Origin of the sequence: Sphingomonas sp. LH128 (assembly GCF_000293195.2) — a bacterium.
Lineage (GTDB): Bacteria > Pseudomonadota > Alphaproteobacteria > Sphingomonadales > Sphingomonadaceae > Novosphingobium > Novosphingobium resinovorum_A.
Genome location: NZ_ALVC01000397.1, coordinates 25,612 through 51,989, shown reverse-complemented (window position 1 = coordinate 51,989; position 26,378 = coordinate 25,612). Strand labels below are relative to the sequence as shown.

Genomic DNA, 26,378 nt, shown 5'->3' with positions numbered 1-26,378 from the left:
TCCTGCAGCAGCCGCGCGACCAGCGCGGGCGGCATCAGCGAGGGCGTGCCGCCGCCAAAGAAGATCGACTCCAGCGGTTCTCCGCCTGCGAGCGCGTGTTCGTGGCGCATGTCGGCAAGCAGCGCTTCCTGCCAGTGCGCGTGATCGATACGGTCGCGGACATGGCTGTTGAAGTCGCAGTAAGGGCACTTGGCGAGACAGAACGGCCAATGGATGTAGAGGGCGCGGGCCATCGTTCTCTCAGGCGCGGATAGGCGCGCGAAGTCAATAGCCCCAATCGTCGAGGGCGGGGACGAGCAGGTGTTCTACCGCCGTGAACTCGGCCTCGTAATGGCGCCAGCGCTCCACCGAGGCGCGATTGAGCGGGCGCGTCACCTGGCTGCGGCTGGGGGTGTTGATCGCGTGCGTGGCGGCGCTCTTGTGGAAATCGCGCATGCCCTCGGTCCATGACAGGTCGAGGGCGGGCAGGATCGCGCGCATGGTGCCTTCGAGGTCATCGACAAGTGCTTCGTAGCGTACTTCGCAGGCCCGCAATCCCAGCGCATCGCGCCAACGCCGCCATGCGCCGGTTATCAGCGCGTGGAAGCGCACCGCGTCATCCCAGCGCAGCAGGTTCACAGTCGAAGGCGAGGGCGGCATCATCTGCAGGACGCTTGACAGACAGGCATCGCGTGGGCTTCGGACCATGAACAGGATCGGCGCTTCCGGGAACAGGCGCAGGATCACCGGCAGGTCGATCACGTTGAGCGCGAACTTGTCGATGAGGCGGCCGGTGGCAACTCCCGGCCCCAGGCGCATGGCCGCAAGTGCCCGATAGCGCGCCCGCAGCGCGGCGACGGTGCTGCGATCGAGGGCATCGAGGGCACTCAGGCGAGACGGTCCCGGCCGCATAGCGGCTTGCGTGCCGGACAGCAGCGGCGCCTCATCGGCGACCGTGACGCCGGGCGCACAGGCAAGAACCTCCTGCATCAGCGTGGTGCCGGAGCGAAGGTAGCCGATGAGAAACACAGGCGCTGGATGGTCGTCGGCCGGTGCCTCCCGGCGCCAGCGTGCAACCATGGCGGCGTCGAAATCCGCAGCGTCCCGTTTCAGGATGCGGGCGACCACACCGGCATCCTGCGCGGCATATTCCGGGACTTGCGCGGCGAGCGCGGCTCCGGCCTCGATGTCGGGAAAGACCTCCGACCAGCGGCCCAGTCTGTCCAGCGCACGAGCGCGTTCCCGATGGGCGCGCATTCTGTCGCGAACGGGAGCCTCGCGGGCAAGAACGGCGTCGAGCCGGGCCGCTGCATCATGCGCCCTTCCGGCATCGATCTCTATGCTTGCAGTCAGGACTGAAAGGGCGGTCGCGTCGGGGGCGTGCCGCGAGGCGCGCTCGCAGGCGTCGAGCGCCAGTTCGTGGCGCGACAACTGCGCGGCGGCAGTGGCGGTTGCATGCCACAAACCGAACTCGTCGAGGCCGCTTGCGGCGATGCCTTGCAAGAGCGCAAGCGAGGCCGCCGGATCGCCGACCCTCTGCAGCAGCTGCGCGACCGGGAGCAGGTCTGCGGGAGCGATACCACCGGACAGACGCGCCAGGCCCGCATCGCGCAGGCACGGCACGCCTTCGTAGAGCTGCCCGGACGCGCAGAGCGCTTGTCCAAGCCATAGAGTGATCGCCGGATCGCCCGGCATCTGCTCCAGCGCCGCGCGAAAATGCCGGATGGCCGCGCCGAGTTGCCCCTTCGCGGCCGCCTCCCGGCCAAGGCGGGCATCGTCAGCCGTGAGCGGCATCGCCGAACTGATCGGCCACCAGCTTCTCGAAAGCGTCGGCGCGGTGGCTCATCGCCTGCTTTTCCGCGACGGTGAGCTGCGCAAAGCTGACGTTCTGGCCCTGAGGCACGAAGACGGGATCATAGCCGAATCCCATAGTGCCGCGCGGTGGCCAGGAGAACGTGCCGTCAACTCGACCTTCGTATATAGCCTCGTCGCCCTCGGGCCATGCGATCGCAAGGACGCTGGTGAACCAGCACGAGCGGTCCACATCCGGTCCCTGCTCGCTGAGCAAGCCCTCGACCTTGCCCATCGCCATGTACCAGTCGCGGCCGGGCTCACCCTCGAACCACTGCCGTTCCGCCCAGTCGGCGGTGTAGACGCCCGGCCTGCCGCCGAGCGCCGTCACCGAAAGCCCGCTGTCGTCCGCCAGAGCGGGCAGCCCCGCCGCCTTCGCAGCGGCATGGGCCTTGAGCAGCGCGTTCTCGACGAACGTCGTGCCGGTCTCCTCCGGCTCGGGCAGGCCAAGCTCGCCCGCCGAGACGCAGTCCACACCGAACGGGGCCAGCAGCGCGGAAATCTCGCGCAGCTTGCCCGCGTTGTGCGTGGCGATGACCAGCTTCGATCCATCGAGCTTGCGCGTCATCAGCGGCCGACCGCCTTGGCCTGCGCCGCGAAGATGCCCTCGCAGCCGATGCGGGCGAGACGCAGCAGGCGCAGCAGGCCCTCTTCGTCGTAGGTCGCGCCTTCGGCGGTGGCCTGTGCCTCGGCGATCAGGCCGCCTTCGATCAGCACGAAGTTGGCGTCGGCGTCGGCGCCGCTGTCCTCGATGTAGTCGAGGTCGAGCACCGGGGTGCCCTGGTGGATGCCGCAGGAGATCGCGGCGACGCGCGCGGTGATGGGATCTTCCTTGATCTTGCCGTCGGCCATCAGCTTGTCGACGGCAAGGCGCAGCGCCACCCAGGCGCCCGAGATCGAGGCGGTGCGGGTGCCACCATCGGCCTGCAGCACGTCGCAGTCGAGCACGATCTGGCGTTCGCCGAGCTTCTTCATGTCGACCACGGCGCGAAGCGAGCGGCCGATAAGGCGCTGGATTTCCTGCGTGCGGCCCGACTGCTTGCCCTTGGCGGCTTCACGGCTGCCACGGGTATGCGTGGCGCGGGGCAGCATCGAGTATTCCGCCGTCACCCAGCCTTCGCCCTTGCCGCGCAGGAACGGCGGCACCTTCTCCTCGACCGAGGCGGTGACCAGCACGCGGGTGTCGCCGAAGGAGATCAGGACAGAGCCTTCCGCGTGCTTGGTAAAGCCGGTCTGGATGTCGATGGCACGCATTTCGTCAGGTGCACGGCCGGAAGGGCGCATTCTTGGGAATCCTCGTCGTGAAAATACCCGCTCGCCCTAGGCGCATTGGGCTTGAGGGTTCAAGAGCGATGGCTAAATTGACACGCGATATGCCCACGCCCCCGATCACCGAACTGACCACCCGCGCCCGCGACATCTTCCGCCTTGTAGTGGAGGGGTATCTGGCGACCGGCGTGCCAGTGGGCTCGAAGACGCTCGCCGGGCCGGGCGGGGTGAGCCTGTCGTCCGCCTCAATCCGTTCGGTGCTGGCAGACCTCGAAGGGCTGGGGCTGCTCGCCGCACCGCATACCAGCGCGGGGCGCCTGCCGACCGAGGCGGGGCTTCGCCTGTTCGTGGACGGCATCATGCAGGTGGCCGAACCCACAGCCGAGGAACGACAGGCCATCGAGCGCCGCATCGCCGCGCCCGGGCCGATCGAAGCGGCGCTGGAGGCTACCAGCGCCCTGCTTTCGAACCTCTCGTCGGGTGCAGGCGTGGTCATGGTGCCGCGCCGGGAGCCGCGACTCACGCACCTGCAACTCGTGCCGCTGGCACCGGGCCGGGCGCTGGCGGTGCTGGTGGGCGAAGATGGCGGGATCGAGAACCGCGTGCTGGAACTGCCGATGGGCCTTCCCTCCGGCGCGCTGGAGGAAGCCTCCAACTACATCTCCGCGCATCTGGGCGGTCGCACGCTGGCGCAGGCTGCGCGGGCGATGCGCGCCGAAATCGCTTCGGGCAAGTCCGCCCTCGATGCTGCGAGCAGCGATCTCGTGGAGCGCGGTCTCGCCGTGTGGAGCGAGGATGCCACTGCAAGGCCGGTGCTGATCGTGCGCGGGCAGGCCAACCTGCTCGACGAGGCCGCGCTGACCGACCTCGAACGCGTCCGTTCGCTGCTCGACGACCTCGAGAACAAGCAGTCCGTCGCCGACCTGCTCGACACCGCGCGCGAAGCGCAGTCGACGCGCATATTCATCGGTTCGGAGAACCGGCTTTTCGCGCTTTCCGGGTCCTCGGTCATCGCTTCACCCTATCGCGACCGCGAGGGCAGGGTGGTCGGCGTGGTGGGGGTAATCGGCCCGACTCGGTTGAATTATGCGCGCGTCGTCCCCATGGTGGACTTCACTGCCCAGAGCCTGGGCAAGCTCATCGGATAGCTGGAACCAAAGAACAAATGACCGACGACAAGACACAGTCGCCCGCCATAGATCCCGCAGTGGCAGAGGAACTTCAGGGCGTGCCGGAGGACTTCGTGGACACCAAGGGCGAGAACGAGGAAATCGCGGCTCTTCGCGAGAAACTGGCTACGGCCGAACAGGACGTACTCTACGCCCGCGCCGAAACGCAGAACGTGCGCCGCCGCCTCGAAAAGGACATCGCCGACACCCGCGCTTATGCTGCGACCGGTTTCGCGCGCGATATTCTCTCGGTGTCCGACAACCTCGCCCGCGCGCTGACTGCGATCCCCGCGGAACTGCGCGAAGACGACAAGCTCAAGGGCCTCGTTGCAGGTATCGAGGCCACCGGTCGTGAGATCGACAAGGTCTTCGCCAGCCACGGCATCACCCGCATCGCCGCGATGGGCCTGCCGCTCGACCCCAACCAGCACCAGGCGATGATCGAGCTTCCCTCGGCGGACGCCGAGCCGGGTACGGTCCTGCAGGAAATGCAGGCTGGCTACATGATCAAGGACCGCTTGCTGCGCCCGGCCATGGTCGCGGTGGCCAAGAAGCCGGACTGATCGGGTTTCTCCATTAAGCTGAACATTCGGCCCGCCTCCGCAAATACCGGAGGCGGGCCGTATCGTATTGTTGCCGGGGAACCTCACGCGCGCGCTTCCGTTCACTTGTGCATAGGCTACAGAATTTTCGGAGAACATCGATGCGCAAGCTCATCCTTCCCATTCTGGCCGCCGGTGCGCTGAGCATCGGTGGCTGCGCGAGCAACTATGCGGGCGAGGGCGCCCTTGCAGGCGGTGCGCTCGGCGCGGGCGTCGGCGCGATCGCGGGCGGTGACGTCGGCACCGGCGCGGCGATCGGCGCTGCGGCTGGTGCCGTAGCCGGTTCGCAGGCCAAGAAGAACGATCGCGGCTGCTATCGCTACGATCGTCGCGGCGACCGTTACTGGGATCGCGATTGCTGATCAGGCAGTCAGGTTAATTCGAGCAGGGCGCGGGCGCATAAGTGCCTGCGCCCTGTTTCGTAGAGGCTTGTTCTACGATTTACATGCGCCTTTGCGAGTTACATCGTCATTGCGAGCGCAGCGAAGCAATCCAGAGCGGGGTGGAACTGCCCTGGATTGCTTCGCTGCGCTCGCAATGGCGTTATAGTTACGCCCCGAACGGCAGAATCCCGCGATAGGCTGCCAGTTCCGGCGCTCCGGGAAAGTGCAGCCCCTCACGCAGCAGAAAGACGTGCCGCACGATCTCCGCCTGCTGCTCGATGCCATAGCGATCGAGTGTCCAGCCCGGCCTCAGCACATAATCGTAACGACATAGCGGATGACGCATCAGAGGCAGATACCAGCGTCCCTTGCACTGGGTTTGCCACACATGGGTCATCTCGTGGATGAACAACCCCTGCAGTCCCGGCGCAGCGCGCGAGAAATCATCCAGATAGAGATCGCTGCGGGGATGGAAGTGCAGGTGCCCGCAAGGCGCCATGACCGTGTTGACGGGCTGGAACGGGAACCATCGGCGGCGACGGACACGCACCGGCGCGCAGTCCACCGCATCCCCGAAGATCGAGCCGACGAGATCGACCTCGCCTGCCGTCAGCGCCCGCTCACCTCGTTGATCCACGGCCGGACCGACGATCAGTGCTGCATTCCTTCCATGGAGCCGTGATCCATGCCCTCATGGTTCATGCCACCGCCCCCCGTATCGCTCCCCAAGGCCTCGACCTGCAGCGGCATCGACAGCTTGTCACCATCGGAGAAGGTCAGCGTCAGCTCCGCCTTACCGCCGGGCTTGAGATCGGGCGAGACGTCGAAGACCATCACGTGAAGGCCGCCTGGCGCGAAGACCATCGAGGCGCCCGGGTCGATCGGCAGGCTGTCGACCTTGGCCATGCTGCCGCCGTTGCTCTGGTGCATCTCCGCCTTGGCTGCGCCCGAGACATGGACACCTGCCAGCGTAACCGGCTCGGCGCCGTCGTTGCGCACGGTGAAGTAGACTGCGCCCGGGCGGCCCGCGACGATCGGAAGCACCAGCTTGCCGTCGCTGGCCACCATGCCAGGCTTGGCGTCGGGGCCGGAAAGGGTGGCCTCATTCGATTCGGTCGGGCTGTCGGGCGTCTTGCCGCAACCGGCGACCATGGACATCAGCGCCACGGAGCAGATCAGGACCAGCGAGGCATGGGGGGGCAGGTTACGTTTGGTCACAGGCATTTCCCTTTGTTATGCCCCGTTTCTGAATCGTTGCGCCTAATGCCATTCACACAGGCTTGTTCCAAGCGAAACGTCACCTATATCCGGCCTCGACGACTTGGAACGTCACCGAGCCGTGCAAGCTGCCTTGCCTTGTGTAAGGGAGGCGATCCGCACGGTGTCACCCACTGACGTGAGGAATGGGGATAATGGCTAAAGTAATTGGTATCGACCTTGGCACCACCAACAGCTGCGTCGCCGTCATGGACGGCGGCAAGCCCAAGGTCATCGAGAATTCAGAAGGCGCGCGCACCACGCCCTCGATCGTCGCTTTCACCAAGGATGGTGAGCGCCTGATCGGGCAGCCTGCAAAGCGCCAGGCCGTGACCAACGGCAACAATACGATCTTCGCGGTGAAGCGCCTCATCGGCCGCCGCTTCGACGACCCGGTGACCAAGAAGGACACCGAGCTGGTTCCATACCACATCGTCAAGGGCAAGAACGGCGATGCCTGGGTTCAGGCTGGCGGTGAGGATTACTCGCCCTCGCAGATCAGCGCCTTCACGCTCCAGAAGATGAAGGAAACCGCCGAATCGTATCTGGGCGAGACGGTCACGCAGGCGGTCATCACCGTTCCCGCGTATTTCAACGACGCCCAGCGCCAGGCGACCAAGGACGCCGGCCAGATCGCCGGTCTCGAAGTGCTGCGCATCATCAACGAGCCGACCGCTGCGGCGCTGGCCTATGGCCTCGACAAGCAGGACGGCAAGACGATCGCGGTCTACGACCTCGGCGGCGGCACCTTCGACGTCTCGGTTCTGGAAATCGGCGACGGCGTGTTCGAGGTGAAGTCGACCAACGGTGATACCTTCCTCGGCGGTGAAGACTTCGACTCGAAGGTCGTGGAATGGCTGGCGGACAAGTTCAAGGCCAAGGAAGGCCTCGACCTCAAGACCGACAAGCTGGCTCTGCAGCGCCTGAAGGAAGCGGCTGAAAAGGCGAAGATCGAACTGTCGTCCACCGCGACGACCGAAGTGAACCTGCCCTTCATCACCGCGCGCATGGAAGGCGGCGCCACCACCCCGCTGCACCTCGTCGAGACGATCACCCGTTCCGACCTGGAGCGCATGGTCGCCGACCTGATCCAGCGCACGCTGGAGCCCTGCCGCAAGGCCATCGCCGATGCCGGCCTTTCGGCCAAGGACATCGACGAAGTCGTGCTCGTGGGCGGCATGACCCGCATGCCCAAGGTGCGTGAAGTCGTGAAGGACTTCTTCGGCAAGGAACCGCACACCGGCGTGAACCCGGACGAAGTCGTCGCCATGGGCGCGGCGATCCAGGCCGGCGTGCTGCAGGGCGACGTCAAGGACGTGCTGCTTCTCGACGTGACCCCGCTGTCGCTGGGCATCGAGACGCTGGGCGGTATCATGACCAAGATGATCGACCGCAACACGACGATCCCGACTAAGAAGAGCCAAGTCTACTCGACCGCCGAGGACAACCAGCAGGCGGTAACGATCCGCGTGTTCCAAGGCGAGCGCGAGATGGCGCAGGACAACAAGCTGCTCGGCCAGTTCGACCTCGTCGGCATCCCGGCGGCGCGTCGCGGCGTCCCGCAGATCGAGGTGACCTTCGACATCGACGCCAACGGCCTCGTGAACGTCTCCGCCAAGGACAAGGGCACCGGCAAGGAACAGCAGATCCGCATCCAGGCCTCGGGCGGCCTTTCGGACAGCGACATCGACCAGATGGTCCGTGACGCCGAGAAGTTCGCCGAAGAGGACAAGAAGCGCCGCGAATCGGCCGAGGCCCGCAATCAGGCCGACAGCCTCGTCCACGCGACGGAGCAGCAGCTGAGTGAGCACGCCGACAAGATCGACGCTTCGCTCAAGGCTGAAGTCGAGGCCGCGATCGCCGCGACCAAGACCGCTCTGGAAGGCAACGACGCGACCGAAATCAACGCCAAGGCTCAGGAACTGACCCAGGTGGCGATGAAGGTCGGTCAGGCCATCTACGAGAAGGAGCAGGCTTCCGCTGCTTCGCCGGAAGCCGCCAAGGCCGACGACGACGTGGTCGACGCCGAGTTCTCGGAAGTCGACGAAAACAAGGGCTGACAAGTCCTGATGAAAACCCTGGCCGCCACCTGTGCAAACCGCGCCGGTGGCGGTTAAGGTATTCCGACGGGGAAATATCACGTGTCAGCGACTGAAATCGACTATTACGAACTGCTCGAGGTGGAGCGCACGGCGGACGACAAGGTCCTTAAGTCGGCCTACCGCAAGCTCGCCATGCGCTTCCACCCGGACAAGAACCCGGGCTGCGCTGATTCCGAGGCGCGCTTCAAGCAGATCAGCGAGGCTTACGACTGCCTCAAGGACCCGCAGAAGCGCGCGGCCTACGATCGCTATGGCCATGCCGCGTTCCAGCAGGGCGCGGGCGGCGGCCAGGGCGGCGGAGACTTCGGCGATATCGGCGACATCTTCGAATCCATCTTCGGCAGCGCCTTCGGTGGCGGTGCTCGTCAGCAGCAGCGGCGCGGCGCCGACTTGCGCTACGACATGGAAGTCAGCCTCGACGAAGCGTTCCGGGGCAAGAGCACCGAGATCACCATCGAAGTCTCGCAATCGTGCGAACCCTGCAACGGTTCGGGCGCACAGCCCGGCACCGGCAAGCGCGGCTGCTCGATGTGCGGCGGCCACGGCAAGGTCCGGGCGCAGCAGGGCTTCTTCGTGGTCGAACGCACCTGCCCCACCTGCCACGGCCGGGGCGAGGTGATCGAGAAGCCCTGCCGTTCGTGCGGCGGCGAGGGCCGGGTGGACAAGCCACAGACGCTGCAGGTGGACATTCCGCCGGGCGTCGATTCGGGCACCCGCATCCGCCTCTCCGGCAAGGGCGAGGCCGGGCCGTTCGGCTCGCCTCCGGGCGACCTCTACATCTTCCTCCACGTCAAGCGCCACCGGGTGTTCGAGCGTGATGGGACGACGCTGGTGACCAAGGTGCCGATCACCTTCACCACGGCGGCGCTGGGCGGCTCGATCGAGATTCCCGGCATCGACGGCGAGGCGATCCAGCTCGACATTCCGGCAGGCATCCAGTCCGGCAAGCAGCTGCGCAAGCGCGGCGAGGGCATGCCGGTTCTGCAGGGCCGCGGCCGCGGCGACCTCGTGATCGAGATCGCGGTGGAAACCCCAACCAAGCTGTCGGCACGCCAGAAGGAAATCCTGCGCGAGCTGCAGTCGACCGAAACCGGCGACGAATGCCCGCAGTCGAAGGGTTTCTTCGACCGCATCAAGGACGCCTGGACCGACCTGACGGAGTAAGTGGCGAGCGGGTAGGGCCGATTTTGGCTCACCCGCTCCCCTTTCCAACCTCGCCATTGCTTCGCTACGCTCACGATGACGAACTGTGGCTTCCTATTTCCCTGCCAGGACCTCGCGCCTGATCCGCTGCACCAGCCCCGGATCGGCGCGCAGTCGCTGCCTCTCTTCGTCGAGAATCGCCAGGAAGGCGCGCCGTTTGAACCCCAGCAGTTCCGGCGCGGAAATCGCATGCTCCGCCGACAGCGTCGAGGCCATGAGGTCCATCATCCGCTCGGCGCCGTGGAGCCGTCCCCAGAGATAGTCGTTCTCCCGGTAGCTGCGGCTGAAAAACGCGCCGAAGTTGAAGAACTCCTTGCCGCGCAGCGTTTCCTCGCGAAGTCCGTCGCGGATCGCGTGGCAGTCCTCAGGCGAGATGCGATCGACCAGCACGGGATCGAACTCGGTCAGCCCCTCGCCGCGCAGCAGAGGAAGAGTGACGGTGTCGTAGAACGGGAAGCCGAGGTAGGCCAGCAGCACGCGCCGCCGCAGCGCCTGCGGCATGGCGGACAGCGCTTCGGCCAGCAGTTCGTCCACCGCGGCGTCGGTTTCCAGCAGACTCCTTGCCTGCGCCACGTGATCGACGACGGACTGAGGATCTTCGAAGAACATGCGCGCCAGCGCCGGAAAATCCTCGCCAAGCGCGACTAGCGGTTCCCGGTCGATATAAAGCGCCAGCGCACGATAGATGGCCGTGCGGGCTGCGTCGCGGTCCTGATCGGTGACGCCGGGCTCGGCCTCCCACTCCTGCGTCACGCGGCGGGCGAGCAACCGCAGACGCCGTACCCGGAAGGGCAGGTCGTGCGTACGGAAGAACTCGATCATCGCCGGCGAATGCGCATCCCGCAGCCCTTGCGCCCGGTCGAGGCCGTTCGCGGCAAGATGCTCTATCAACCGGTCACGCACCGGCTCGGGTGAATGCAGTTCGAGTTCGGGCGCCGCTTCGAAGACCATGCGCGCCAGCATCGCGGTGATGCCGCTGAACTTGACTTGCGCATAGCCGTGATAGGCGAAGCCCGCCTGCTCGAACGCCGCGAACTGCGCCTTGGTGCGCCATGCCGAGAGGCGCTTCGGTGTCGGTCGGTCGAGGAAGAAGGTTCCCCCGAACAGCTTCTCCACCGTCTCCTCGATCTCCGGGCGCAGCGCCACCACGATCTCGCGCAGCGCCGCCATCTCGCGCGAGCGTTGCTCCAGCGCCTCGAGGTTGTCGCGGATGGGCTGCTCGCGCGGGATGGCGGAAAGCGAACCGAAGATCACCGGGAAGAACCCCGGCAACTGATCGTCCCGGCGCATCTCCGCTCCGAGATGGTCGGGAGTGGGGTCGATGTAGACGAAGCGCCGGTCCACTTCCCGCGCGGCGGGACGGTCGCGCAGGGCTTCCATGGCATCGGCGAACGGCGCGTTCACCAGCACGGACCCGTCGATGAGCGAAACGCAGCCGAGATCGCCGCGCCGGGCATGCTCGGGCATGATCCGGGCGAGAAACGCATCGCGCGTCGGCCAGACCTCGCCCTGTTCGTCGACAAGGCGATCGATCTCGCTGATCTGCAGAGGCGGAAAGGCGCCCGGGAAGCTCGCCGAGGCGCGCGCCGCCATCACCAGTTCGGGAATCGGCGCCAGCGCAGCACCTTGCGTGCCAACTTTCGCGCGGAAGCTGAAGGTCAGGCGATGTTCGCTTTCCAGCACCATCTGAGGGGAATGGAGGCGGAGCGTCTCCAGATGGCCCTTGAAGTCGGTCGCCGTCACGAAGAGGTCCAGCGGATGCCCGGCCGGCAGCAAAGGCCGGCCTGCCGGAACTTTGCTCATCGCCGTCAGTGCACGGTGCAGGAGCCGCGAAAAGCCGATCCCTCCGAACGGCGGCTCGAACCAGCGCGAGCGCACGAGGCGTGACAGCTTCTCGCGCACTTCCGCCCGTGTCTCGGGTGCTACGCTTTCGCTGACGGCGTTGCCCGGGCGGTGCAGCAGATAAGTGACAAGCGGGGTCGCCCAGAACTTCGCGGCCTTCGACCAGGGCTTCGCCTCGGGATCGAGCAGTACGTCCACGTCGGCGGTATCGAGCCACAAGTCGGTCAGCGGCTCCAGCGACTGGCCGGAATTGATCGCCTGCGCCAGGAAGATGGAGTTGATTCCGCCCGCGCTCGCTCCCGCGACGATGTCGGTGAGTATCCGGAGGCGCAAGTTGCCGGCAGTCTCGAGCCGTCTGAGCAGGTCGAGATAAACCGCAGCGCTGCCTTGCGGCGCCTCCTCGTCAGCCGCGTTCGCCCACGCGGCGCGGCTCGCCTGCAGGGCCTTCCACAGCTCCTTGGTGACGCCATGCATGTAAACGGCGAGGCTGACACCCCCATAACAGACCAGAGCGATCCGCAGTTCTTTTTGCTGCATGCGGGTTATCTTACGCAGGGTTACAGGATTGGCAATTGCGTTCTCATTCCGTTCCGTTTACGCGGGCGGCATGGCGAAACCCAAACGTCGATATGTCTGCCAGGCCTGCGGGGGCGTCTCCACCCGATGGCAGGGCCAATGCCCGGATTGCGGGGAGTGGAACACGCTTGCGGAGGACGCGCCGCAGACGGTGTTCTCGGCGAAGCATGATTTGTCCTCGGGCGGACGTCCGATACAGTTCACCCCGCTCGACCAGCCCGGCGAAGTGCCCAGGCGGCAGACGAGCGGCATATCGGAATTCGACCGCGCGCTCGGAGGAGGGCTCGTGCCCGGCTCCGCCATTCTGATGGGCGGCGATCCCGGTATCGGCAAGTCCACGCTGCTGCTGCAGGTTTCCGCCAACGTCGCCCAAGCAGGAGGGCTGTCGGTCTACGTCAGCGGTGAGGAAGCGGCAGGGCAAGTGCGCCTTCGGGCCGAGCGCCTCGGGCTGTCCAGGGCGCCGATCCAGCTCGCGGCGGCAACGTCGGTACGGGATATTCTCACCACGCTGGGGATGATGGACAAGCCATCGTTGCTGGTGATCGATTCGATCCAGACGATGCATTCCGACCAGATCGAAGGCGCGCCGGGCACGGTCAGTCAGGTGCGCGGCTGTGCCTTCGAACTGATCCGCTATGCCAAGGAAAACGGCGTCACCCTTGTCCTCGTCGGCCACGTCACCAAGGACGGCAGCATCGCCGGCCCCCGCGTGCTGGAACACATGGTCGACGTGGTGATGAGCTTCGAGGGAGAGCGCAGCCACCAGTACCGCATCCTGCGTTCGATCAAGAACCGTTTCGGCCCGGTGGACGAAATCGGCGTGTTCTCGATGGAAGGCTGGGGGCTGGCTGAAGTCGGCAATCCCTCGATGCTTTTCCTCTCGGGTCGTGAGGAACCGATGGCGGGCAGCGCCGTGTTCCCGGCGATGGAAGGCACCCGCCCCGTACTGGTGGAAATCCAGGCGCTTATCGTCCGGCTGCAGAGCGGCGCCACGCCCCGCCGCGCGGTGGTGGGCTGGGATTCGGGCCGCATGGCGATGCTGCTGGCGGTGCTGGAGGCGCGCTGCGGGCTCAGTTTCTCGAATGCCGAAGTCTACCTCAACGTTGCGGGCGGATACCGGCTAGGTGATCCGGCCGCAGACCTTGCAGTGGCGGCCGCGCTGGTCTCGGCGCTCGGCGACAAGCCCTTGTCCACCGATGCCGTATGGTTTGGCGAAGTCTCGCTGGCCGGAGAGATCAGGCCGGTGGCCCATGCCTCGATCCGGCAGCGCGAATCGGCCAAGCTGGGGTTCTCGAAAGCGTTCGGTCCTGCGAACGGTCCGGTGCCGGAAAAGGGCCTGACGTTTTCCGGGCTGACGATGCTGCCCAACCTCGTTGACCGCATCCTGTCCGATGCCTAATTCAGCGAGTCTATGACTGGCTTCGACATCGCCGTCCTCCTCTTCGTGGGAATTGGCGCCATTACCGGCTTCATTCGCGGCTTCGTGCAGGAAATCCTTGCACTTGCCGCGTGGATTTTCGCCATTTTCGCCATCCGGCTGTTCCATACGCCGCTGACAGCGGCACTGGGCGATTACATCAGTTCGGATTCAGGGGCGGCGGTGCTGGCCTTCGCGCTGCTGCTGGGCATTCCGTTCCTGGCGGTCAAGCTGGTCGCCAAGTGGGCCGGTGCCAAGAGCCGCGCCTCCGTGCTCGGCCCGATCGACCGGGTGCTGGGCTTCGGGTTCGGCGCGGTGAAGGGCGTGATCGTGATCGTGCTGGGCTTCTCGGTGCTGGTCTTGGGCTACGATACGATCTGGGGCATCGGCGGCCGTCCCGAATGGATCACGCAGGCCCGCACCTACCCCTTCATCAACGCCAGCAGCGAAGCGCTGGTACAGCTCATCGCCGAACGCCGTGCGGAGGCCCGTGCGGCCGAAGCAGCGCACGAAGCGCAGTAAGACCGGCGTGTCCACGGCCGTACTTTATACGCCGGACGTTCTCGCACTCGCGATCGAACTGGCCCGTCATCCGCTGACCGACGACTTGCCCCTGCGCGGCGAAGCCCGTTCGCGCAGTTGCGGCAGCACGATAGCGCTGGGCCTCGCCTTCGACGATGCCGGTGCGATCGCGCGCGTCGGGCTGCGCAGCCACGCCTGCGCGATCGGGCAGGCCTCCGCCGCTATCTTCGCCCGCAATGCACCGGGCGCGTCCGTCAAGGACATCCTTGCGACGCGCGCCGCCGTGGTAGCGTGGCTGGCAGGCGAGGGCGCATTGCCGCAATGGCCCGGATTCGCCGCGATCTCCGCCGCGCGGGACTATCCTGCGCGGCACGGTGCGGTCCTGCTGCCATGGGATGCGGCGGTCGAGGCGATCTCCCACATCTGAGCGACTGCAGCCGAGTTGCCCCGGCATGACAGCTGGGTCTATGGGCCATCACGTGACTTCGTATTCCGACCTGCCCGCTCCGGCGCTCCGCCTGGATCTCGACTAAGACGCGCTGCAATCCAACTGGCGCGCGCTCGACCGCATGTCGGGCGGCGCGCGGGCAGGGGCAGCGGTCAAGGCGGATGCCTACGGCCTCGGCGTGCACAAGGTCGTGCCTTTGCTGCAAGCCGCTGGATGCGAAGATTTCTTCGTGGCGCACTGGTCGGAAGTCCGCGCGGTGCTTGAAGTGGCGAGCCCCGGCTCGCTGTCTGTTCTCCACGGACCGCTGACGTCGCAGGACGCCGCTTATGCGCAGGCGACAGGCGTGAAGCCGGTCATCAACTCGCTCGAACAGGCACGGCGCTGGATCGACGCTGGAGGCGGGCGCTGCGACCTGATGGTCGATACCGGGATGAACCGTCTGGGCGTGACGCTGGACCAACTGGCCGAGCCGGTGCTGGCACAGCTCGAGATCGACGTCCTGCTCTCGCATCTCGTGGCCGCCGAGGAAGATACGCCACTCAACGTCATCCAGTGCGAGCGCTGGAACGATGCCCGCACGCGGGTTCGCCACAAGCGGGCAAGCCTCGCCAACAGCGGCGGCATCGCGCTGGGCGAGGCCTATCACGGCGATCTGACCCGCCCCGGCATTGCCCTTTACGGCGGAGTGCCCCGGCCGGAGATGGCGCCCATGCTGCGCCAGGTCGTTCGCCCGCAGACCGCGATCCTGCAGGTCCGTCATGTCGAAGCGGGCGAGACCATCGGCTACAACGCGACGTTCACCGCGCCTGCCGCAATGCGGGTAGGGACGATCGCCCTCGGCTATGCCGACGGCTATTTGCGGTGCTGGTCTGGCAAGGGACGCTTTTGCGCCGCAGGAACGATTCTGCCGGTACTAGGCCGGGTGAGCATGGACCTCACCGTCGTCGACCTCACCCATGCTCCCGACGTGGCGGAGGGCGACTGGATCACGGCGGACTATGCGCTGCCTCAGGCTGCGGTAACCACGGGGCTGTCGCAATATGAGCTGCTGACGTTGCTCGGCAGGCGGTTCGGGCGCTGAAAATCGCGGAATTTCCGCCGATTTCCTCTTTTGCTGCGCAGCAATTTGTGTTGCAATGCGATATCCCGGAATGGTAACTTAACTATCCGGCAAATGGGGACTGGAAATGACTGAAACGGCGTCTGGCGAAGACAACACCGTAATCATCAAAAAGTACGCTAACCGGCGGCTCTACAATACCCGTTCGTCAAGCTACATCACGCTCGATCATCTCTCGAAAATGACGCGCGAAGGGGTGGACTACAAGGTTCTCGACGCCAAGACCGGCGCCGACATCACCCACACGATCCTCACCCAGATCATCATGGAAGAGGAATCGAACGGTGAGCAGATGCTTCCCGTCAACTTCCTGCGCGAACTCATCAGCATGTACGGCAACCAGATGCAGTCGCTGATTCCGCACTACCTGGAAGCCTCGATGGAGAACTTTCGCGCCAACCAGGCGAAGCTCGCCAAGGCGTTCGAGGACAGCCTGGGCAACAACCCGCTCGCCAAGCTGGCCGAGCAAAACATGGCGATGTTCCGCGCTGCGTCCTCCGCCTTCATGCCCGGTGCGGAAAAGCAGCCGGAAACCAAGGCGCCGCCCGCCGAGGACGCAGGCGATCTCTCCGCGTTGCGCGACCAGATGGCTGAAATCCAGAAGCGCCTCGACGCGCTGGGCAAGTAAGCAAGCCGAAGGGGCGAAGTGATGACCTCCCGCGTCGCTCGCCCTGCCGCGCGCATCATTCTGCTCGATCCGGCTGAGCGCGTACTGCTGTTCCGGTTCGACCCGCCCGACCGTCCGCCGTTCTGGTGTACGCCGGGCGGGGCGGTCGATCCCGGCGAAAGCTACGAGGACGCGGCAAGGCGCGAACTGCTGGAGGAAACCGGCTTCGTTGCCGAGCCGGGACCGCAAATGGCGCAGCGGATCGCCGATTTCATCACCATCGAAGGCGTGCCGGTGACGGCCGACGAGCGCTATTTCCGCATACGCACTCCTGCGGGCACCGATCCCGAGGCGATCGACACCGGCGGCCACACCGAACTGGAACGCTCGGTGATGCGCAGCTGGCGCTGGTTCGACCGCGCGGCATTGGCCGCGCTGGAGGAACCGTATTTTCCGGAAGATCTGGCCGAGATGTTCTAAGGTCGCGCGGGCTTTCGGGGGCTTCGACAAGCTCAGCCTGAGCGGGTTTGGGAGGTTTGCACTACCCCCCGCTCACCCTGACCTTGTCGAAGGGTCGTGCAGAGCGCGTCGCCATTCATTTGAACCTTGCGCCAAGTCTCGCTAACAGGCGCGCCATGAATCAGAAGACCGCGATCCGCCACGCCCTCTCCACCAAGCGCGAAGACGATTTCGCTCAGTGGTATCAGGAAGTCATCTCCGAAGCCGAAATGGCCGAGGAATCGGGCGTGCGCGGCTGCATGGTCATCAAGCCGTGGGGCTACGGCGTGTGGGAACGCATCCAGCGCCTGATGGACGACCGCATCAAGGCGGCGGGCGTGCAGAACTGCTACTTCCCGCTGTTCATCCCGCTCTCCTACTTCGCCAAGGAAGCCGAGCACGTCGAGGGCTTCGCCAAGGAGATGGCGGTCGTCACCCATCACCGCCTCGTCGGCGACGGCAAGGGCGGCCTCGTGCCCGATCCCGAGGCGAAGCTGGAAGAGCCGCTGATCGTGCGCCCCACCTCCGAAACCGTGATCGGCCAGGCCATGGCGCGCTGGGTCCAGTCGTGGCGCGACCTGCCGCTGATGGTCAACCAGTGGGCCAACGTGGTGCGCTGGGAAATGCGCACCCGCATGTTCCTGCGCACCAGCGAGTTCCTCTGGCAGGAGGGCCACACCGCGCACGCCGACCGCGACGACGCCATGGCCGAAACGCTGCGCGCCCTCGAAATGTACCGCGACTTCGCCGAGACCGAGCTGGCGATGCCCGTCATCGCCGGTGAAAAGCCCGAGAACGAGCGCTTCCCCGGCGCCGTCGCGACATATTCGATCGAGGCGATGATGCAGGACGGCAAGGCGCTGCAGGCGGGCACTTCGCACTACCTCGGCACCGGCTTCGCCCATGCTGCCGGAATCACCTTCCAGGACCGCGAGGGCACGCAGCAGTATGCCCACACGACCAGTTGGGGCACCTCGACCCGCATGATCGGCGGCCTCATCATGACGCACGGCGACGACGACGGCCTGCGCGTGCCGCCCGCCGTGGCGCCGCACCAGATCGTCATCCTGCCGATGCTGCGCGACACGCCCGAGGACGACGCGCTGCTCGCCTACTGCGAGGAACTGCGCAAGGCCCTCGTCGGCCAGTCGGCCCTTGGCGAAAGCGTGCGCGTGCTGCTCGACAAGCGCCCCGGCAAGGCCACGCAGAAGCGCTGGGCCTGGGTCAAGAAGGGCGTGCCGCTGATCCTCGAGATCGGCGGGCGCGATGCGGCGGGCGGTCAGGTCTCGATGCTGCGCCGCGACAAGCTGTGGACCGAGGCGGGCAAGGCGAACTTCGTCGGCCTCGCCAAGGACGAATTCTTGGCCCGCGCTTCGGCCGAGATCGAGGACATCCAGGCCTCACTCCACGCCGAAGCCAAGGCCAGGCGCGATGCGAACATCTCGAAGGCTTCCAGCTTCGAGGAACTCGCGGCGTTCTTCGCCGAGGACAAGCGCTATCCGGGCTGGGTCGAAGTCGAGTGGGCGCGCCCGACCGGTGATGAACTCGAAGCGGTGGTCCAGAAGCTGAAGGGCCTTAAGCTCACCATGCGCAATACGCCGCTGGGCGCCGAACCCGCGACCGGTAACTGCATTTTCACGGGACGTGGCGCCGTGGAGAAGATATACGTCGCCCGATCCTACTGAATGGGGTCTTACTGATTTCACACGGGGGCTCCGGATGATCGCAGCGATTAAATACAACCTCGCGAACCTGACCAACTTCAAGGGACGCGAGGGTCGCTCGGCCTTCTGGTTCTATTTCCTATTCCTGGCGATCATCCAGATCGTGATTTCCATCGTGATCTCGATTGTGATGACGGCACCGATGATGGCCGACGTGTTCGAGGCTGCGAAGCAGGGGCTGAGCGAAGCCGAGATGCAGAAGCGCATGTTCAGCCGCCTTTCGGGGATGATGCGCACTTCAGTCTGGGCTTCCGTCGCCAGCACACTCGTGCTGACCGGTCTGCTGGTCGCCTCGTTCACGCGGCGGCTGCACGATTCCGACAAGCCGGGCTGGATCGCCGGGCTGACGGCGCTGATCCAGTTCGCGGCGCTGGGCATGGCGGTCGCTTCGGTCGACAAGGTCGCCGAGATGATGATCATCGCCCAGAGCGGCGACATGGTGAAGCTGCAGGAGGCGCAGGCCAGCGTGATGCTGAACGGCATGCTCGGTTATGTGCCGCTGCTGCTCATCATCGTGTTCGGCGTCTGGCCCTCGAGCGACGGCACCAACCGTTACGGTGCGGAGCCCGATCACATCTAAGGCCCACTTTTCGTCATTGCGAGCGGAGCGAAGCAATGACGAAATAGGGGGATGAGACGAGCGATCGCACAAGGCGGCCTGGCTTCCGGGGGCAATTCGCGCCTGCGAGATTGCATTGCACGGCTGCAGGGGGCATCTGCGTGGGATGCCCGCAAACAACCGCCCCGCCAATAACCGAACCTCAGGCAATCGGCTCACCGCCAACCGTCCGGTCAAGGATTGTTCGGCGAAGGATCGCCCCACGCCGGGACTGCCCACCCGCAAGCAGATCCTCGACTTCATCCAGAGCTCGAGCGAACCTGCGGGCAAGCGCGAAATCTCGCGCCACTTCGGCCTCAAGGGCAATGAAAAGATCCAGCTCAAGGCGCTGCTCAAGGACATGGCCGAAGAGGGCCTGATCGACGGCAAGCGCACTGCCTTCCACAAGATGGGCGGGCTGCCCAAGGTCACCGTCCTGCGCGTGATCGACATCGACGAGGGAGAGGCGATCGCCGTCCCCGATACCTGGCAGCCCGATGACGCCACCCCGCCGCCGCGCATCCGCCTGATCGAGAAGGGGCGCGGCTCGGCGCTGCGCAAGGGCGACCGCGTGCTGTCGCGCACCGAGGAAAGCGCTACCGGCTGGCGCGCCTTCCCGATGAAGAAGCTGGAACTGCGCGCCGACCAGATCCTCGGCGTCGTCGAGATCGACGGCGGCGGCAAGCCCTGGCTGGCGCCGGTGGACAAGCGCATCCGCAATTCCTCGCCGATCTCCGACCTTGGCGAGGCGAAGGCCGGCGAACTGGTGCTCGGCGTGCCGATCGGCCGTTCGGCGCGGCCTTCGGTCAAGGTGACCGAAGTGCTCGGCGAACCGCTGGCGCCCAAGTCGTTCAGCCTGATCGCCATCCACAAGCACGGCATTCCCAACCACTTCATCGAGGAAGTGCTGGAAGAGGCGCAGGTTTCGGCCAAGCTGCCGCTCAGCGCCGAGCACCGCGAAGACCTGCGGCACCTGCCGATCGTCGCCATCGATCCCTCCGACGCGCGCGACCATGATGATGCGATCTGGGCGGCGCCGGACGGGGAGGGCGGCTTCGACGCGCTCGTCGCCATCGCCGACGTCTCGTTCTACGTCCGCCCCGGCGGCCAGATCGACCGCGAGGCGCGTCGGCGCGGCAACTCGGTCTATTTCCCCGACCGCGTCGTGCCGATGCTGCCCGAAGTGCTCAGCGCCGACGTGTGTTCGCTCCGCTCGGGCGAGGACCGCGCGGCGATGGCCTGCCACATGAAGATCGACGCCGAGGGCAAGATCACCGACTGGCGCTTCACCCGCGCGATCGTGCGCATCGACGAAGTGATCGCCTATGAAGAAGCGCAGGCGCGCATCGACGAGGGCCGCGCTCAAGAGCACCTGACGAACCTGTGGGCCGCGTGGAAGGCGCTGGCCACGGCGCGAAGCAATCGCGATCCGCTGGAACTCGAACTGCCCGAGCGCCGGGTGAAGCTGGACGAGAAGGGCCGCATCACCGAGATCGCGATCCGCGAGCGGCTCGATGCCCACCGCGTGGTCGAGGACTTCATGATCGCCGCCAACGTCGCCGCCGCCAAGGCGCTGGAGGCCAAGACCGCGCCCGTCGTCTACCGCATCCACGAGACGCCGAGCCGCGAGAAGCTGATGGCGCTCAAGGACTACCTCGCGACGTTCGGCAAGAAGCTGGCGATGGGGCAGGTCATCACGCCCAGCCTGTTCAACCGCATGCTCAAGGACGTGACCGACGAGACCGAGAAAGCGCTCATCATGGAAGCGGTCCTGCGCAGCCAGACGCAGGCCTATTACGGCCCCGCCAATGCCGGCCACTTTGGGCTGGCGCTGGCGTCCTACGCGCACTTCACTTCGCCGATCCGGCGCTATGCGGACCTTCTGGTGCACCGCGCATTGGTCGATGCCTATGGGCTGGAGCAGCCGAAGCCAAAAGCCGACATTCCGGCGCTGTCAGGCCTGTCGGAGCGCGACCGCGAAGACCTCGGCCGCGTCAGCGACGCGATCAGCCAGGCCGAGCGCCGCGCCATGGAGGCCGAGCGCGAGACCATCGACCGCTACGTCGCCGCCTGGCTGGCGAGCCGCGTGGGCGAAGTGTTCGACACCCGCATCACCGGCGTCCAGAAGTTCGGCTTCTTCGCCACCATCGTCGGCCTCGGCGGTGACGGTCTGGTCCCGGTCTCGACGCTGGGGGATGAGCGCTTCACGTTCGATGAGAAAGCCAAAGTGCTGGTCGGCGACGAGACGGGCACGGTCTTCTCGATCGGCCAGATCCTCAAGCTGCGACTGGCGGAGGCCAATGCGCTGACCGGCGCTCTCAAGTACGAGCTTCCCGACGGCGGCGGCCGGATCGAGCCGCGCGGGAATGCTCCGGCGCTCAAGCACAAGGGCAAGCACTTCGTCGGCCAGCGCGGGCGGCCGAAGAACATCCGGCATCAGGGGCGGGGCAAGCGGTAACGCCCCGCACTCGATCCAGCCCCTCATCGTCATTGCGAGCGTAGCGAAGCAATCCAGGGCAGTTTTGAGCCGCCCTGGATTGCTTCGCTACGCTCGCAATGACGAGTTACCATGGGGCCATGGACCGTTTGTGGCACCCTTGGGTGCCGTTAGGTGCCGCCCCGTGCCGCTCAGCTCAACCGTTCGATCGCTTCGGCATCGAGCCCGCCGGGGACCACGAACACCGGACAGGTCATATGCGCCATGCCCGGCCCGGTGAAGTGCGCGACCAGAGCGCCCGGTCCGCCTTCCTTCGCCGCGCCGAGCACCAGCGCCGAAACCTCGGGATGCTCCTCCAGATATTTGCGCACGATCTTGATGTCTTCTCCCATGTGAACGGAGATGACCGGCATCTTTGCGCCTTGCGACAAAAGGTTTCCGGCCGCCGCCGTCACCAGCGTCTCGGCGCGGGCGCGGGCCTCTTCCTCGATGGTCGCCTGGACCCCGGCGAAGGCGTTGAAGGGCTGCGGCGGAACGAGCGCCAGAAGGTGCAGCGCACCGTCGGTCTTGGCCGCGCGGCGGGCCGCGAACTGCAGGGCGACGAGCGCTTCCTCGCTCTCGTCGACGATCACCAGGTAGATGCGCATGGGTGGTTCCCTCTCCAACCGGCTTATCGATACGCGAAGCCTGCAAGACAAGCCACCACTGTTGCGAAAAAAGAAACTGCAAGGTTCTTGAACGCAACGCTCAAGCCGTCCAAGGAGGGGGCCAGCGCCCGAAAGCGGCCTCCCTACGGACAATAAGGAACGTACAGTTTCCATGCCCATCGAGATCAAGATGCCCGCCCTGTCCCCCACCATGGAAGAGGGCAAACTGGCCAAATGGCTGGTCAAGGAAGGCGATACCGTCTCCTCCGGCGACATCATGGCCGAGATCGAGACCGACAAGGCGACCATGGAATTCGAAGCCGTCGATGAAGGCGTGATCGGCAAGATCAGCGTCGCCGAGGGCACCGAAGGCGTCAAGGTCGGCACCGTCATCGCCGTGCTGGTCGAAGAGGGCGAGGACGCCTCGGCGATCGAAGCGCCCAAGGCTGAAGCCCCGGAGGCCGCCGCCAAGGAAGAGGCTCCGAAGGCCGAAGCAAAGGCTGAAACCAAGCCCGCTCCGGCAGCCGCGCCGAAGGCCGCAGCTTCGGGTGACCGCGTCGTCGCCACCCCGCTCGCCAAGCGCATCGCCGATGCCAAGGGCGTGGACCTCTCGGGCGTCGCTGGCTCCGGCCCGAACGGCCGCATCGTCAAGGCCGACGTCGAGGCCGCGCAGGGTGGCACCGCCAAGAAGGCCGCTCCGGCACCCGCGGCCCCGGCCCCGGCCGCTGCTCCCGCCGCCGCCGCGACGTCTTCGGTCGAGATGGCCGACGAGACCCGCGCCCTGCTCGATGCCCGCGTCCCGCATACGGTCGAGAAGCTTTCGGGCATGCGCAAGACGATCGCGCGCCGCCTTACGCAGTCGATGCAGGAAGCGCCGCACATCTACCTGACTGTGGACGTGCAGCTCGACAAGCTGATGGCGCTGCGTTCGCAGATCAACGCCACGCTGGAAAAGCAGGGTGTCAAGGTTTCGGTCAACGACATGCTGGTCAAGGCGCTGGGCGCCGCACTGATCGCGGTGCCGGAATGCAACGTGACTTTCGCCGGCAACGAGCTGATCAAGTACGAGCGCGCCGACGTTTCGGTGGCGGTCTCGATCCCCGGCGGGCTCATCACCCCGATCGTCCAGGGTGCCAACGAGAAGTCGTTCTCGGCGATCGCCAAGGCGAGTAAGGACCTTGCTACCCGCGCCAAGGAAGGCAAGCTCAAGCCCGAGGAATATCAGGGTGGCACCGCTTCGATCTCCAACATGGGCATGATGGGCATCAAGCAGTTCACTGCCGTCATCAACCCGCCGCAGTCGACCATCCTCGCCATTGGTGCAGGTGACAAGCGTCCGTGGGTGATGCCAGACGGATCGCTGGGAGTGGCGACGATCATGACGGCAACTGGCAGCTTCGATCACCGCGCCATTGATGGCGCCGACGGAGCGCGCCTGATGGCCGCGTTCCGCGAGTTCGTCGAGAACCCGCTGAGCATGATCGCCTGATATGGAGCACGAGGCCGGAGAGCTGGTCATCCGCGTCACCGCGATGCCCACCGACCTCAACCCCTATGGCGGCGTTTTCGGGGGCTGGCTGATGAGCCAGCTTGCTCTTGGCGCCGCCTCGCTGGTCACCCGCCGCACCGGCCACAAGGCCGTGGTGGTGGGAGCGACCGACTTCACCTTTCCCGGCGTCATGCTCGTGGGCGACGAACTCAACGTCTATGCAAGCGTGCAGAGGACGGGGCGCACTTCGATGACGATCGCCACGCGCGGCTTTGGCCGGGCGCGGGCGAGCGAGCATCAGGTCGAAGTCGCCACCGGGCTGTTCACATTCGTGACGCTGGATGAAAACGACCGCCCCAGGGCCATTGCCGCGACTTCGGAGATCGTCTGACATGGCGGAAGAATACCGCGAACCCGTCATCCGCATCACCGCGATGCCCGCCGATGCCAATGCTTATGGCGACATCTTCGGCGGCTGGCTGATGAGCCTGATGGACATGGGCGCAGGGCTGATCGCCGCGCGCCACTCGCATGGCCGCGCCGTCACCATCGCGATGGACGGCATGCAGTTCCACAAGCCGGTCAAGGTGGGCGACGAAGTCAGCGTCTACGGTGAACTCAGGAAAGTGGGCCGCTCCTCGATGACCATCGGCATCGAGGCCTGGCGGCGCCACCGGCATGAAGAAGAACAGGTGAAGGTGACCGAAGCGGTCTTCACCTTCGTCGCAATCGACGACGCGGGCCGCCCCCGCGCGATCGAACAGGAGAGTTAAGAGTGGCTGATTCTTACGACGTCATCGTTCTCGGTTCCGGCCCCGGCGGCTATGTCGCGGCGATCCGCAGCGCGCAGCTTGGCCTCAAGACCGCCATCGTCGAGCGCGAACTGCTCGGCGGCATCTGCCTCAACTGGGGCTGCATCCCGACCAAGGCGCTGCTGCGCTCGGCCGAGATCCTGCACCACATGAAGCACGCCAAGGACTATGGCCTCGCGGCGGAGAACATCACTGCCGACCTCGACGCGATCGTCAAGCGCTCGCGCGGCGTGGCCAAGCAGCTCAATCAGGGCGTCACGCACCTGATGAAGAAGAACAAGATCACCGTCCACATGGGCACCGGCAAGCTGGTGGCTCCGGCCAAGCTGGAAGTGACCGGCGAGAAGGGCACCGAGACCCTCTCGGCCAAGCACATCATCATCGCCACCGGCGCCCGTGCGCGCGAACTGCCCGGCGCCAAGTCGGACGGCAACCGCATCTGGACCTACCGCCATGCGATGACGCCCAAGGAAATGCCGACGAAGCTGCTGGTCCTCGGCTCGGGCGCGATCGGCATCGAGTTCGCCAGCTTCTACAACGACATGGGCGTCGACGTGACGGTCGTGGAGATGATGGACCGCATCGTGCCGGTCGAGGACAAGGATGTGTCCGCGTTCCTCGAAAAGGCGCTGGTCAAGCAGGGGATGAAGATCCTCACCGGCGCCAAGGCGAGCGACGTCAAGGCTTCGGACAAGAGCGTCTCGGTCAAGATCACCCCGAAGGGCGGCAAGGAAGAGACGCAGGAATTCAGCCACGTCATCGTCGCCATCGGCATCGTCCCGAACGTCGAGAACATCGGCCTGGAAGAACTCAAGATCGAGCCGGACGAGAAGTTCTTCGTCAAGGTGGACGACTATGGCCGCACCAACGTCCCCGGCGTTTGGGCGATCGGCGACTGCGTGAAGGGCCCTTGGCTTGCCCACAAGGCCAGCCATGAAGGCGTCACCACCGCCGAATCGATCGCCAAGGAACTGGGCAACAAGGAGGTGCATCCGCACGCTCTGGACCGCCGCAACATCCCGGGCTGCACCTATTGCCACCCGCAGATCGCCTCGGTTGGCCTGACGGAAGCCAAGGCCAAGGAAGAAGGCTACGAGGTCAAGGCCGGCACTTTCCCGTTCATCGGCAACGGCAAGGCGATCGCGCTGGGCGAGCCCGAGGGCTTCGTGAAGACCGTGTTCGACGCCAAGACCGGCGAACTGCTCGGTGCCCACATGATCGGCGCGGAAGTGACCGAGATGATCCAGGGCTACGTCGTCGGCAAGACGCTGGAGACCACCGAGGCGGAACTGATGAACACCGTGTTCCCGCACCCGACGATCTCGGAGACGATGCACGAGGCGACCCTCGCCGCCTACGGCCGCGCGATCCACATCTGATCGCGCCGCAAGGTCTGGAAAAACGAGGAGGGCGGGCCGCAAGGTCCGCCCTTTTTCGTATCAGCCAGCGGCGCGCACGATATGCTCGAACACGGCCACGTGCAGGGGCTCGGCGAATTCGCAACCGACGGCGCCTTCGCGCACCCAGCAGATGCGTGCGCTTAGCAACTGCAGGCCGGGGATGCGGATGCGCAGCGGCACTTCCATCCGGGCATCGGGCAACATGCCGATGCGGAAGCCTCCGGGCGACAAGTCCTCCAGTCGCGCCGGTTTCCACGGACGGGTTCCCTGACGCACCTCGCACAGGATCGACACGCCGACGCGTGCGGAACGAGGGGTCCGACTTTCGGCCGGGCCGGGCTTGAGGGAATCGCGCATGGGGTCTCCTTGGGGGGAGAACCCCATGCCGTAAAACAGGTTACCAGCGCGTTAGCATTCGGGCGCGCG

At 65.7% G+C, this 26,378-nt stretch carries 27 protein-coding genes; 18 read left to right on the top strand and 9 right to left on the bottom strand.

Annotation, left to right across the window (positions count from 1 at the left end; all coding sequences use genetic code 11):
- The 4 genes from LH128_RS26380 to rph all read right to left on the bottom strand — a co-directional run.
- The coding region (locus LH128_RS26380) for a radical SAM protein (RefSeq protein WP_008832749.1) at positions 1-233 on the bottom strand (233 nt) is incomplete at its 3' end.
- 31 nt (positions 234-264) lie between these two features.
- Positions 265-1,773: a tetratricopeptide repeat-containing sulfotransferase family protein gene (locus tag LH128_RS26375; protein WP_008832748.1), complete on the bottom strand. Its 1,509-nt coding sequence runs from the start codon at positions 1,771-1,773 to the stop codon at positions 265-267.
- Positions 1,757-2,398 (bottom strand): RdgB/HAM1 family non-canonical purine NTP pyrophosphatase, encoded by a 642-nt coding sequence (rdgB, locus tag LH128_RS26370; protein WP_008832747.1) that lies wholly within the window; start codon positions 2,396-2,398, stop codon positions 1,757-1,759. Before rdgB ends, LH128_RS26375 begins: the two co-directional genes overlap by 17 nt.
- Positions 2,398-3,114 carry a ribonuclease PH gene (gene rph, locus LH128_RS26365; protein WP_008832746.1) on the bottom strand — a complete coding sequence of 239 codons (717 nt, stop codon included), beginning with the start codon at positions 3,112-3,114 and terminating at the stop codon, positions 2,398-2,400. The genes rdgB and rph overlap by 1 nt, the downstream gene beginning before the upstream one ends.
- Positions 3,115-3,203: 89 nt before the next feature.
- Between rph and hrcA the strand changes: the two genes are divergently transcribed.
- The 3 genes from hrcA (at position 3,204) to LH128_RS26350 (ending at position 5,232) form a co-directional block, all read left to right on the top strand.
- On the top strand, positions 3,204-4,247 hold the full coding sequence (gene hrcA / locus LH128_RS26360; protein WP_008832745.1) for a heat-inducible transcriptional repressor HrcA: 1,044 nt from the start codon (positions 3,204-3,206) through the stop codon (positions 4,245-4,247).
- Positions 4,248-4,264: 17 nt separating this feature from the next.
- The gene (locus tag LH128_RS26355) at positions 4,265-4,831 is read left to right on the top strand and encodes a nucleotide exchange factor GrpE (protein ID WP_008832744.1); all 567 of its coding nucleotides are present in this window, start codon (positions 4,265-4,267) and stop codon (positions 4,829-4,831) included.
- Between the two features lie 140 nt (positions 4,832-4,971).
- Positions 4,972-5,232 carry a hypothetical protein gene (locus LH128_RS26350; protein ID WP_008832743.1) on the top strand — a complete coding sequence of 87 codons (261 nt, stop codon included), beginning with the start codon at positions 4,972-4,974 and terminating at the stop codon, positions 5,230-5,232.
- A 187-nt stretch (positions 5,233-5,419) separates the two neighbouring features.
- Here LH128_RS26350 and LH128_RS26345 read toward each other — a convergent pair whose 3' ends face one another.
- On the bottom strand, positions 5,420-5,890 hold the full coding sequence (locus tag LH128_RS26345; RefSeq protein ID WP_008832742.1) for a hypothetical protein: 471 nt from the start codon (positions 5,888-5,890) through the stop codon (positions 5,420-5,422).
- Between the two features lie 14 nt (positions 5,891-5,904).
- Entirely contained in the window at positions 5,905-6,477 is a 573-nt protein-coding gene (locus LH128_RS26340; protein ID WP_037521497.1) for a copper chaperone PCu(A)C, read from the bottom strand.
- A gap of 188 nt (positions 6,478-6,665) precedes the next feature.
- On the opposite strand from LH128_RS26340, the gene dnaK reads away from it, so the two are divergent.
- Together dnaK and dnaJ are read left to right on the top strand one after the other, a co-directional pair.
- A complete protein-coding gene (gene dnaK, locus LH128_RS26335; protein WP_008832740.1) occupies positions 6,666-8,570 on the top strand; it encodes a molecular chaperone DnaK in 1,905 nt (634 codons plus the stop codon).
- Between the two features lie 81 nt (positions 8,571-8,651).
- The gene (gene dnaJ / locus LH128_RS26330; RefSeq protein ID WP_008832738.1) at positions 8,652-9,776 is read left to right on the top strand and encodes a molecular chaperone DnaJ; all 1,125 of its coding nucleotides are present in this window, start codon (positions 8,652-8,654) and stop codon (positions 9,774-9,776) included.
- Positions 9,777-9,869: 93 nt separating this feature from the next.
- On the opposite strand, the gene LH128_RS26325 is transcribed toward dnaJ, so the two are convergent.
- On the bottom strand, positions 9,870-12,194 hold the full coding sequence (locus LH128_RS26325; protein WP_008832737.1) for a patatin-like protein: 2,325 nt from the start codon (positions 12,192-12,194) through the stop codon (positions 9,870-9,872).
- A gap of 70 nt (positions 12,195-12,264) precedes the next feature.
- On the opposite strand from LH128_RS26325, the gene radA reads away from it, so the two are divergent.
- From radA to rnr, 9 genes are all read left to right on the top strand, one after another.
- Positions 12,265-13,632 carry a DNA repair protein RadA gene (gene radA / locus LH128_RS26320; RefSeq protein ID WP_008832736.1) on the top strand — a complete coding sequence of 456 codons (1,368 nt, stop codon included), beginning with the start codon at positions 12,265-12,267 and terminating at the stop codon, positions 13,630-13,632.
- Positions 13,633-13,644: 12 nt separating this feature from the next.
- A complete protein-coding gene (locus LH128_RS26315) occupies positions 13,645-14,172 on the top strand; it encodes a CvpA family protein (protein WP_008832735.1) in 528 nt (175 codons plus the stop codon).
- 7 nt (positions 14,173-14,179) lie between these two features.
- Positions 14,180-14,599: an iron-sulfur cluster assembly scaffold protein gene (locus LH128_RS26310; protein WP_037521507.1), complete on the top strand. Its 420-nt coding sequence runs from the start codon at positions 14,180-14,182 to the stop codon at positions 14,597-14,599.
- A 112-nt stretch (positions 14,600-14,711) separates the two neighbouring features.
- Positions 14,712-15,701 (top strand): alanine racemase, encoded by a 990-nt coding sequence (locus LH128_RS26305; RefSeq protein WP_327195273.1) that lies wholly within the window; start codon positions 14,712-14,714, stop codon positions 15,699-15,701.
- A 106-nt stretch (positions 15,702-15,807) separates the two neighbouring features.
- Entirely contained in the window at positions 15,808-16,368 is a 561-nt protein-coding gene (gene phaR, locus LH128_RS26300; RefSeq protein WP_008832732.1) for a polyhydroxyalkanoate synthesis repressor PhaR, read from the top strand.
- Positions 16,369-16,389: 21 nt separating this feature from the next.
- Complete coding sequence (locus LH128_RS26295) at positions 16,390-16,827, top strand: NUDIX hydrolase (RefSeq protein ID WP_008832731.1); 438 nt, start codon at positions 16,390-16,392, stop codon at positions 16,825-16,827.
- 155 nt (positions 16,828-16,982) lie between these two features.
- Complete coding sequence (gene proS / locus LH128_RS26290; protein WP_008832730.1) at positions 16,983-18,530, top strand: proline--tRNA ligase; 1,548 nt, start codon at positions 16,983-16,985, stop codon at positions 18,528-18,530.
- Positions 18,531-18,564: 34 nt separating this feature from the next.
- Entirely contained in the window at positions 18,565-19,149 is a 585-nt protein-coding gene (locus tag LH128_RS26285) for a DUF805 domain-containing protein (RefSeq protein WP_008832729.1), read from the top strand.
- A 145-nt stretch (positions 19,150-19,294) separates the two neighbouring features.
- Positions 19,295-21,625, top strand: coding sequence for a ribonuclease R (gene rnr / locus LH128_RS26280; protein ID WP_008832728.1), 2,331 nt, complete (start codon positions 19,295-19,297; stop codon positions 21,623-21,625).
- 170 nt (positions 21,626-21,795) lie between these two features.
- On the opposite strand, the gene LH128_RS26275 is transcribed toward rnr, so the two are convergent.
- The gene (locus LH128_RS26275; RefSeq protein WP_008832727.1) at positions 21,796-22,251 is read right to left on the bottom strand and encodes a universal stress protein; all 456 of its coding nucleotides are present in this window, start codon (positions 22,249-22,251) and stop codon (positions 21,796-21,798) included.
- Positions 22,252-22,423: 172 nt separating this feature from the next.
- On the opposite strand from LH128_RS26275, the gene LH128_RS26270 reads away from it, so the two are divergent.
- The 4 genes from LH128_RS26270 to lpdA are packed head-to-tail and all read left to right on the top strand — an operon-like array spanning position 22,424 to position 25,931.
- The gene (locus LH128_RS26270) at positions 22,424-23,740 is read left to right on the top strand and encodes a pyruvate dehydrogenase complex dihydrolipoamide acetyltransferase (protein ID WP_008832726.1); all 1,317 of its coding nucleotides are present in this window, start codon (positions 22,424-22,426) and stop codon (positions 23,738-23,740) included.
- Position 23,741: 1 nt separating this feature from the next.
- Positions 23,742-24,131, top strand: a complete 390-nt coding sequence (locus LH128_RS26265; protein WP_008832725.1) for an acyl-CoA thioesterase — start codon at positions 23,742-23,744, stop codon at positions 24,129-24,131.
- A 1-nt stretch (position 24,132) separates the two neighbouring features.
- Positions 24,133-24,513 (top strand): acyl-CoA thioesterase, encoded by a 381-nt coding sequence (locus tag LH128_RS26260; RefSeq protein WP_008832724.1) that lies wholly within the window; start codon positions 24,133-24,135, stop codon positions 24,511-24,513.
- A 2-nt stretch (positions 24,514-24,515) separates the two neighbouring features.
- Complete coding sequence (lpdA, locus tag LH128_RS26255) at positions 24,516-25,931, top strand: dihydrolipoyl dehydrogenase (RefSeq protein ID WP_008832723.1); 1,416 nt, start codon at positions 24,516-24,518, stop codon at positions 25,929-25,931.
- Between the two features lie 60 nt (positions 25,932-25,991).
- Here lpdA and LH128_RS26250 read toward each other — a convergent pair whose 3' ends face one another.
- Positions 25,992-26,309, bottom strand: a complete 318-nt coding sequence (locus LH128_RS26250; RefSeq protein ID WP_008832722.1) for a PilZ domain-containing protein — start codon at positions 26,307-26,309, stop codon at positions 25,992-25,994.
- Between the last annotated feature and the right edge of the window lie 69 nt (positions 26,310-26,378).